General features: G+C 70.3%; 7 protein-coding genes, 1 tRNA gene and 2 pseudogenes. 3 read left to right on the top strand and 7 right to left on the bottom strand.

Going from position 1 to position 9,359, the window contains the following annotated elements; genetic code table 11:
- Positions 1-61: 61 nt before the first annotated feature.
- The 5 genes and pseudogenes from ABD207_RS06825 to ABD207_RS06805 form a co-directional block, all read right to left on the bottom strand.
- On the bottom strand, positions 62-658 hold the full coding sequence (locus ABD207_RS06825) for a 50S ribosomal protein L25/general stress protein Ctc (protein ID WP_344010844.1): 597 nt from the start codon (positions 656-658) through the stop codon (positions 62-64).
- 210 nt (positions 659-868) lie between these two features.
- On the bottom strand, positions 869-1,849 hold the full coding sequence (locus ABD207_RS06820) for a ribose-phosphate diphosphokinase (RefSeq protein WP_344006943.1): 981 nt from the start codon (positions 1,847-1,849) through the stop codon (positions 869-871).
- Between the two features lie 137 nt (positions 1,850-1,986).
- Positions 1,987-3,435, bottom strand: coding sequence for a bifunctional UDP-N-acetylglucosamine diphosphorylase/glucosamine-1-phosphate N-acetyltransferase GlmU (glmU, locus tag ABD207_RS06815; protein WP_344010842.1), 1,449 nt, complete (start codon positions 3,433-3,435; stop codon positions 1,987-1,989).
- Positions 3,436-3,558: 123 nt separating this feature from the next.
- A tRNA-Gln gene (locus tag ABD207_RS06810) sits at positions 3,559-3,630 on the bottom strand.
- A 12-nt stretch (positions 3,631-3,642) separates the two neighbouring features.
- A pseudogene (locus tag ABD207_RS06805) lies at positions 3,643-4,514 on the bottom strand (hypothetical protein).
- Positions 4,515-4,648: 134 nt separating this feature from the next.
- Between ABD207_RS06805 and ABD207_RS06800 the strand changes: the two are divergent.
- Positions 4,649-5,989 (top strand): sensor histidine kinase, encoded by a 1,341-nt coding sequence (locus tag ABD207_RS06800; RefSeq protein WP_344010839.1) that lies wholly within the window; start codon positions 4,649-4,651, stop codon positions 5,987-5,989.
- A gap of 76 nt (positions 5,990-6,065) precedes the next feature.
- On the opposite strand, the gene ABD207_RS06795 is transcribed toward ABD207_RS06800, so the two are convergent.
- Both ABD207_RS06795 and ABD207_RS06790 read right to left on the bottom strand, forming a co-directional pair.
- Positions 6,066-6,560: an SUKH-3 domain-containing protein gene (locus ABD207_RS06795; protein WP_344006969.1), complete on the bottom strand. Its 495-nt coding sequence runs from the start codon at positions 6,558-6,560 to the stop codon at positions 6,066-6,068.
- Positions 6,561-6,625: 65 nt separating this feature from the next.
- On the bottom strand, positions 6,626-7,168 hold the full coding sequence (locus tag ABD207_RS06790) for a YwqJ-related putative deaminase (RefSeq protein WP_344010838.1): 543 nt from the start codon (positions 7,166-7,168) through the stop codon (positions 6,626-6,628).
- A gap of 311 nt (positions 7,169-7,479) precedes the next feature.
- Between ABD207_RS06790 and ABD207_RS06785 the strand changes: the two genes are divergently transcribed.
- Positions 7,480-8,499: an SMI1/KNR4 family protein gene (locus tag ABD207_RS06785; RefSeq protein ID WP_344010836.1), complete on the top strand. Its 1,020-nt coding sequence runs from the start codon at positions 7,480-7,482 to the stop codon at positions 8,497-8,499.
- A 9-nt stretch (positions 8,500-8,508) separates the two neighbouring features.
- A pseudogene (locus tag ABD207_RS06780) lies at positions 8,509-9,359 on the top strand (SUKH-4 family immunity protein); the annotation flags it as partial.

Raw genomic sequence — 9,359 nt, 5'->3', positions numbered from 1 at the left:
GACTCGGGTCCGCCGCCCTCAACGCATCCTCGCCGGGAGCGGACCACGGGCCCAGAGGGGATCAGGCCTCGGCGGCCTCTTCCTCCTCCTCGCCCTCGGTCTCCTCGGGCACCTCGGTCTGCGCGGCCAGCACCTGCAGCACCACGGCGTCCTCGTCCACCGCCAGGGTCACACCGCTCGGCAGCTTGACGTCCTTCGCGTGAACCGAGTCACCGGCGGACAGACCCTCGACGGAGACCGTCACGTGCTCCGGGATGTGCGTGGCCTCGGCCTCGACCGGCAGCATGTCCAGGACGTGCTCCAGCAGGTTGCCGCCCGGCGCCAGCTCACCCTCGGTGTGCACCGGAACGTCCACCTGGACCTTCTCGCCGCGCTTGACCAGCAGCAGGTCGACGTGCTCCAGGAAGCCCTTGATCGGGTCGCGCTGCACGGCCTTCGGGATGGCCAGCTCGTTGGTCTTGCCGTCGATGTCCAGCGAGATCAGCACGTTCGGCGTACGCAGCGCCAGCAGCATCTCGTGGCCCGGGAAGGTCAGGTGCACCGGCTCGGAACCGTGACCGTACAGAACACCGGGAACCTTGTCGGCACGACGGATACGGCGAGCAGCACCCTTGCCGAACTCGGTGCGCGTCTCGGCGGAGATCTTCACCTCAGACATATTCACTCCTCGAAGTCAGAAACGGACGTGGTCACCCGGCCACGAACGGCCTGCTACGAAGAGCGCGTCGATAACGGACCGCCGTGTTCACGCCTTCGACAGACGAGTACGGCCTCCCTCGCCGAGCAACTGCAGCAGTGTACTCAGGCAGGGAGGCCGCACTCAAAACGATCATCGGAACCCCCGCGCGGGGGGCCGGCTGCAGAACCCTTACTGCTCGTCGAACAGGCTGGTCACCGAGCCGTCCTCGAACACCTCACGCACCGCCGACGCGATCGTCGGCGCGATCGACAGCACCTTGATCTTGTCCAGATCACTGCTCAGCTCACCCGGCGTCGGCAGCGTGTTGGTGAACACGAACTCGCTCACCCGCGAGTTCTTCAGCCGGTCCGCCGCCGGACCCGACAGCACACCGTGCGTCGCCGTCACGATCACGTCCTCCGCACCGTGCGCGAACAACGCGTCCGCCGCCGCGCAGATCGTGCCACCGGTGTCGATCATGTCGTCCACCAGCACACACACGCGGCCCTTCACCTCACCGACCACCTCATGCACGGTGACCTGATTCGCCACGTCCTTGTCACGCCGCTTGTGCACGATCGCCAGCGGCGCACCCAGACGGTCGCACCAGCGGTCCGCCACCCGCACACGGCCGGCGTCCGGCGACACCACCGTCAGCTTCTCCCGGTCCACCTTCGCGCCCACGTAGTCCGCCAGCAGCGGCAGCGCGAACAGGTGGTCCACCGGACCGTCGAAGAAACCCTGGATCTGATCCGTGTGCAGATCCACCGTCAGCAGCCGGTCCGCACCCGCCGTCCGCATCAGATCGGCGATCAGCCGCGCCGAGATCGGCTCACGGCCCCGGTGCTTCTTGTCCTGCCGCGCATACCCGTAGAACGGCACGATCACCGTGATCGAACGAGCCGACGCACGCTTCAACGCGTCGATCATGATCAACTGCTCCATGATCCACTTGTTGATCGGCGCCGTGTGGCTCTGGATCAGGAAACAGTCGGCACCCCGCGCCGACTCCTGATACCGCACATAGATCTCACCATTGGCGAAATCGAAGGCCTTCGTCGGGACAACCCCGACACCCAGCTGCTGGGCGACCTCCTCGGCAAGCTCGGGGTGGGCGCGGCCGGAGAAGAACATCAGCTTCTTCTCGCCGGTCGTCTTGATCCCGGTCACAGCACTTTCTCCTCAGAGGTCGTCACAGCTGGGCATGTCCAGAAACCTCTCAGCCGACTCGCGAGAGGCCGTCTCAGCTGGTGGGGTGCGAGTGTGCACTTATCACGGTACGCCGTGTTTCAGGCACCTGTTTCCGGTCAGCCCTCCTCGGCCGACCCCCGGGAAGCCGCCTCCGCCGCCTTCGCGGCAGCACTCCCCGGACGCTTCCGGGCCACCCAGCCCTCGATATTCCGCTGCTGACCACGGGCCACAGCCAGCGAACCGGGCGGCACATCCTTCGTGATCACCGAGCCGGCAGCCGTGTACGCGCCGTCCCCGATCGTGACAGGAGCCACAAACATGTTGTCCGAACCCGTCCGGCAGTGCGACCCGACCGTCGTGTGATGTTTGTCCTGACCGTCGTAGTTCACGAACACGCTCGCCGCACCGATGTTCGTGTACTCACCGATCGTCGCGTCACCCACGTACGACAGATGCGGAACCTTCGTCCCCTCACCGATCGACGCGTTCTTCGTCTCCACGTACGTGCCGATCTTGCCCTTGCGGCCCAGACGCGTCCCCGGCCGCAAATACGCGAACGGCCCCACCGACGCCCCCTCACCGACCTCCGCACCGACCGACACCGTGTTGTCCACCCGCGCACCCGCGCCCACATGCGTGTCCGTCAGCCGCGAGTTCGGACCCACCTCACAGCCCTCCGCCAGATGCGTCGCACCCAGCAGCTGCGTCCCCGGATGCACCACCACATCCCGCTCGAACGTCACCGACACGTCCACGAACACCGACGCCGGATCGACGATCGTGACCCCCGACAGCATCGCCTGCGTCAGCAGCCGCTCATTGAGAATCCGCCGCGCCTCCGCAAGCTGCACCCGGTTGTTGATGCCGGCGATCTCACGGTGATCACCCGCGAGCGCCGCACCCACCCGGTGACCCGCCTCGCGCAGGATCCCCAGCACGTCCGTCAGGTACTCCTCGCCCTGCGAGTTGTCCCTCCGCACCTTCTTCAGCGCATCCGCCAGCAGCGCACCGTCGAACGCGAACACGCCCGAGTTGATCTCACGGATCGCCCGCTGCTCCTCGGTCGCGTCCTTGTGCTCCACGATCGCGGTCACCGCACCGGACGCCTCGTCCCGCACGATCCGGCCGTACCCGGTCGCATCCGGCACCTCGGCCGTCAGCACCGTCACCGCGTTGCCGTCCGCGGCGTGCGTCGCGGCGAGCCGGCGCAGCGTCTCGCCCGTCAGCAGCGGGGTGTCGCCGCACACCACCACGACCGTGCCGTCGACCGAGCCGCCCAGCTCCTCCAGGCCCATGCGGACGGCGTGCCCCGTGCCGTTCTGCTCCGCCTGCACCGCGGTGCGGACGTCCGGGGCGATCTCGGCGAGATGGGCGGTCACCTTCTCGCGGGCGTGCCCCACCACGACGACGAGATGCTCCGGCTGGAGCTCACCGGCGGCGGCGAGGACGTGACCCACGAGAGAACGGCCGCAGATCTCGTGCAGGACCTTGGGTGTGGCCGACTTCATACGGGTGCCCTCACCCGCTGCGAGAACGACGACGGCTGCCGGGCGATTGGCGCTCACGGGATGCCCTTCGGCTGAGTTTGGGGAGGGGTGGACAGTCCGCAGGATACCGGGGGGTTTTGGGGCGGACATGAGCGCGGGTCCCCACCGGGGGTTGCCGCTGAGGACCCGAACTGAGCAGGGCTCCCCTGCCAGGACTCGAACCTGGAATGATCCATCCAAAGTGGATAGTGTTGCCCATTACACCACAGGGGATTGCAAACCCGGCTAATCGGACATCTCGCCAACCTGCCGAGCGACTCCCAACACTATGCCGTACCAAGAGCCTTCGATGCGACGGTACAGCTCAGCCCCCTTCAGCACCTTGATCATCAGGCAGCCGCGATAGGTCTCGCCGACGTTCTTGCGAACGGTCTTGGGGTTGTGCTTCTTGAGGGTCGTCTTGTTGAAGGCGGTGCGGTCGGTGCCGACGAGGTCGGCCCAGAACTGCTCGGCGCCCTTCACGTCCGCGTTCTCGTGGATCGTGACGCTGAACCGGAGGCGATCGCGTTCCACGCCCAGGAGGTCCAGCCAGGCGAGGTGCACCTGAACCATCCCCGGATCGCTGTTGACGAAGGTCACGCACTCGCGCCGGGCGTACGGCTTGTCCTTGGCGCCCTCCGCCCAGTACAGGGCCACGCCCACCAGGAACAGTTCGCGGTCTGAAGCTCGCCGATCGCCTGCCTGGCTGCCTCCTTCGTCTCCCGGCGCCGTTTCTCGCGCGTCTGCATGGCGACTTCCAGACCTCGTCGGGCGATCGCCGCCGCTTCCTCGGGGCTGCGCTTCCGCTCCGGCCTCGGCAGATCCCGCACCCACAGGGAGATCGAGCTCTTGGAGCAGCCCAGCTCGAGCTGGATCTGGTCGTAGGTCCAGCCCTTCAGGCGCAGCTCCCTGGCCTTCTCGCGCAGGTCGTCCTTGGCGTTGGGGCGTGCGGTCCAGGCCGGCGGGGGTTCGCCCTGGAGGAGGCGGTTGAGGATGTCGTTGTTGTAGACGCGCGGGCGGTCGCGGATCTGGCGGCGGCTGAGTCCTTCGCGCCGGAGGGCCACTGCCTGCTCGCGCAGGGTTTCGTAGTCGGCGTACTTGCCGATGGGATGTGCCATGGGCAAGAGGCTCTGGCGGAATGGGCGGGTCCGGTGCTGGTTCGAGGATGGTTCACCTGTTCGAGGGGTATCGCGTCGTATCGCTTGTCGAAAGTCGCCGGAAATGCACCGGGTGGCGCCCGTAGGCTGGGTGCATGACCGCGACGGGGGAAGAGCTGGTGCCGGCCCGGGGAGGGCCGTGGTGGTGGGCGCGGTGGCGCAGTGCCGTGCTGGATGTGGGGCTCGCGGTGGTGTCCGCGCTGGAGTGCGGGCTCGAGGGGATTCCGTTCGCGCGGGACGCGGGGATTCCGGTGGCCGCGGGGGTGGTGTTCGGGCTGCTGGCCGGGGCCGTGCTGGTGGTGCGGCGGAAGTGGCCGGTCGCCGTGGTGCTGGTGACGATCGCGGTGACGCCCGCCCAGATGGGCTTTCTGATGGGTGTCGTCGGCTTGTACACGCTGGCGGCTTCGGAGCTGCCGCGCAGGATCATCGGTTCGCTTGCGGGGATGTCGCTGCTGGGCACGGCGATCGTGACGTTCGTGCGGGTGCGGCAGGACATGGCGCGCGGGGAGCTGACGATAGGTGACTGGTTCGTGCCGTTCGCGTCGATCACGACGGCGCTGGGGCTGACGGCTCCGCCGGTGCTGCTGGGTCTGTACATCGGGGCGCGGCGGCGGCTGATGGAGAGTCTGCGGGAGCGGGCGGACAGTCTGGAGCGGGAGCTTCAGCTGCTGGCGGAGCGGGCCGAGGAGCGGGCCGAGTGGGCGCGCAACGAGGAGCGGACGCGGATCGCGCGGGAGATGCATGACGTCGTGGCGCACCGGGTGAGTCTGATGGTGGTGCATGCGGCGGCGTTGCAGGCGGTGGCGCGGAAGGATCCGGAGAAGGCGGTGAAGAACGCCGCGCTGGTGGGGGACATGGGCCGGCAGGCGCTGACGGAGCTGCGGGAGATGCTCGGGGTGCTGCGGGCCGGTACGGAGTCGGGGGCGGCGGCGCGTTCGGAGCGGGTGTCGGTGCCTCCGCTGGCGGCGGTGGGGGCGGCCGCGGCGGCGGCTGCTTCGCGTGCGGCCGGTGGTGAGGAGGGTGCGGCGGAGGGGCCGAGTCTGGCGGCGATCGAGGAGCTGGTGGGGCAGTCGGCGGCCGCGGGGATGGTCGTGGATCTGTCGGTGGAGGGGGAGAGCCGGTCGTATGCGCCGGTGGTGGAGTCGACGGCGTACCGGGTGGTGCAGGAGGCGCTGACGAACGTCCACAAGCATGCGGCGGGTGCGAAGACGTATGTGCGGCTGGCGCACCGGGCGTCGGAGATCGCGATGCAGGTGGAGAACGAGCCGCCGCCGCGGGCGGCTTCGTCGGCGGGGCTGCCGTCGGGGGGCAATGGTCTGGTGGGGATGAAGGAGCGGGTGTCGGCGCTGGGCGGGGTGTTCGTGTCGGGGCCGACGGAGGCGGGGGGTTTCCGGGTGTCGGCGGTGATTCCGGCTTCGGCGGCGGAGGCCTCGTAGGGGTCTTGCCGGCATCGTCGTGGAGGCTTGTCGCCGGCGGGGGTGCGGGGTGCGGCCGGTGGGGGCGGCCGGCGGTTCAGGCGACGGTGAGGCGGGTGGGGGTGATGCCGTCGATGAGGGTGGCGAGGGCCTGGTCGATGTGGGGGCCGAGGTACCAGTCGCCGGTGTGGTCGAGGGCGTAGACGCGGCCTTCGGCGTCGATGGCGAGGAGGGACTCGGTGTCGGTCTCGGCGCCGAGGGGGGAGACCTGGGTGTCGAGGGCGCGGCCGAGGTCGCCGAGGGTGCGGGCCATGTGGAGGCCGTGGAGCGGGTCGATGTGGAGGGTGGCGGGGGCGATCTGGCGGCCGGGTCCGGTGGGGTGGATGTGGAGTCCGCCGAATTCGGCCCAGGCTTCGACGGCGGCGGGGAAGACGCTGTGCCGGTGTCCGGCGGGTGAGGTGTGGTCGCGGAGGGTGTCGGCCCAGATCTCGGCCTGTTTGATGTCCCAGCGTCCCGGCTGCCAGCCGGCGGCGCGCAGGGCGGCGTCGACGGGGACGGGGAAGCGCGTGGTGGAGGTGCGGTCGGTGTGCATCTGCCCTTCGTTCGTCGAGTTCATGGTGCTGGGCCGCGTCGCGCGGGCGGGCGGCGTGGCTCGTGTCAGCGTTCGGTGGCGGCGGGGTCGACTATGCGGACACCGAAGTGGGCGCTGAGTGCGGTGCAGGCGCGGCAGGGGGTGGCGAAGCCGCCGTGGAGGGGGTCGCCGTCCTCGCGGATGCGGCGGGTGGTGAGTTTGGCGTGTTTGAGTGCTTTGCGGGCTTCGCCGTTGGTCATGGGTTTGCGTGCGGCGCGTTTGCTGCGGGCGGCGTCGGTGGCGGCGATGTGGCGGGAGATGAGGATGGTCTCGGCGCAGCGGCCGGTGAAGCGGTCGCGCTGTCCGCTGGTGAGGGTGTCGAGGAAGTCCTGTACGAGGGGGTGCAGGGCGGGTGGGGTGTCGCCGCGGGCGGGGGTGCAGGTGAGGGTGGTGCCGCGTACGGAGAGGGCGGCGGCGACGGTGGGCAGGATGCCGTCGCGGCGGTGGCGCAGTACGGGTGCGGGGCTGTCGGTGGTGGCGCTCCAGTCGATGCGGGGGTCGCCGGTGCGGGGGTCGGCGGACCGGTCGTTCGGCGTGGCCGCCGGGGCACCTGCCTGCGTCATGTTCATGATTGTCTTCCCCTCCGTGCATCCCCCGAAGGTCACAGAGTGCCAAATGCCGTGGCTGATGCGGAAGCTGGGGCGGGGCGACACGCCCGGGTCCGGGCACGCTGTCATCGCAGGGTGACGGCTTGTCACCACAAGCGGAGGGCTGGTGACCGGTGCCGGTGACCGGTGTCGGCGTACCGCATAGGCTGTCGGGCACCGCCGAACCGTGCGGTGAGGAAAGTCGTAGCAGACGTGACAGTCGAATACGTTCCGTGACCGGCCGAGGGTGTTCGGGGCAGGGGCGTATCAGAGTGCCGCAGGGGGCAACCGCCATGACGACAGGTCGGCTCGGGCTGGGGGCACCTCCCGGCCGCCAGGCCGGGGGACACGCCGCGCCGCCGAACGCGGCCTACGCCGGGCAGGTCGTGCAATTCCCGGATCCGGTGCGGGCCGCCCGGCATCCCAGAGGTGTGCGGGTGGACGAGCGTGGTTACCCCGACTTCTCGCCTTATGCGCGGGCGGCCGTGGAGATCGCGGACCCGCCGGAGGGTTTCGGTGTCGACGAACTGCGGCTGACGGACTATGTGTCGGCGAACGCGGCGATGGCGGCGAGCGGGCACGAGCTGTGGGACACGGTGCCGTCGGTGGCGACGCCGCACGGCTGGACGTGGCATCACGTCGCGGGGACGCGGCGTCTGGAGCTGGTGCCGGTCGAGGTGAAGGCGCTGCTGCGGCATCACGGCGGGATCGCGACCGCGAACGTGGATCAGGGCAAGCGGGGCACGCGCCCGCTGCAGGAGACGCGTCCGGCGCACTTCGGGCTGCCGAAGTCGGGTGTGGCGGTGTCGGAGACGCAGGTGCAGCAGGTCGAGGAGGACCTGGGGTACCGGCTGCCGGGTGCCTACCGTTCGTTCCTGAAGGCGGCCGGCGGCTGCGCCCCGGTGGGCACGGCGCTGGACGCCGAGCTGGGGCTGCTGGTGGACCAGCCGTTCTTCACGGTGCGGGACGAGGCGGCCGTCAACGACCTCGTCTACATCAACAAGTGTCTGCGGGATCACCTGACGAAGGACTACCTGTGCGTGGCCTTCGTGCAGGGCGGTCTGCTGGCGGTGAAGGTGCGGGGCGAGCGCAGCGGCTCGGTGTGGTTCTGCGCCTATGACGATGTGCGGGACGTGGATCCGTCGTGGTCGCCCGCCGAGCGGGTGGAGCGGCTGCTGCTGCCGTGCGGGGACGACTTCGACGCGTTCCTGTCGCGGCTGGCGGGGTCTCCGCCGGAGCTGCAGACGGTGGCCGATCTGATGGTGGACGGCGGCTTCGCGCGGGTCGTCCCGGTTTCTTCCGCGGGGGAGTGAGCTCAGGCGATGGTGACGTTCGCGCAGGCGCAGGAGCGCGCGGAAGAGTGGATCAACGGTGATGTGCCCTCGTACCAGCACCGTGAGGTGCGGGTGCGGGAGTTCGGCCTCGGGTTCGTGGTGTGGGCGGAGGACCGTGCGGACGGTCCGCGCTCGGACGGGGGCGCGCAGCGGCTGGTGATCGCCCGGGACAGCGGGGAGGCCACGCTGTGGCCGGCGCTGCCGGTGGGTGAGGTGATCCGGCGCTACGAGGAGGAGTACGGCCGTCCGGAGGCGGCGCCGGAGCCGGAGCCCAAGCCGGCGCCGGCCCGCGTGGACCTGAATCAGACGTCGTTCCTGCTGAGCCCTCCGGAGTGGCTGCAGGAGGCGGCGGACCGGATGGGCATCCCGGACCGGCGGGAGACGTCTGGGCCGGGGAGCGGGACGTCGTCCGGCGTGACGGCGTCGGGGTCCGGCGGGTCGTCGGGTGCGGCCGCGCCGTCGGCTCCGGCGGCGGCCGCGGGTGCGGGTGCCGCGCCGGCCGCGGGTTCGGGCGCGGGGGCTCAGCCCTCGGGCGCCTCCGGTGGTGCCGCCGCGTCCGGCAGCGGTGCCGCGTGGCCCGCGCCGGCCGGGGCCGGTGACTCCTCGCAGGACGGTTCGCCGGGCGCGGGGGCGACCCCGTGGGCCGGTACGGACACCAGCGCCGACGCCGGCGAGGACCGTTCCGTGCCGCTGCCGGAGACCGTGTTCGCGCCGCAGCTGAGCGAGCCGGGCGACGGCACCCCGCCGCCGTCGGTCCCGGCGGACGCGCCGACGGCGCTGATGTCGGGCGGCAGCCGGCTTCCGAAGACCGCGCTGGCTCCCGCGGTGGAGGAGCCGGG

Origin of the sequence: Streptomyces thermospinosisporus (assembly GCF_039526425.1) — a bacterium.
Lineage (GTDB): Bacteria > Actinomycetota > Actinomycetes > Streptomycetales > Streptomycetaceae > Streptomyces > Streptomyces thermocarboxydovorans.
Note: the sequence above shows the minus strand (reverse complement) of the source record. Positions and strands in the feature narration are given on the sequence as shown.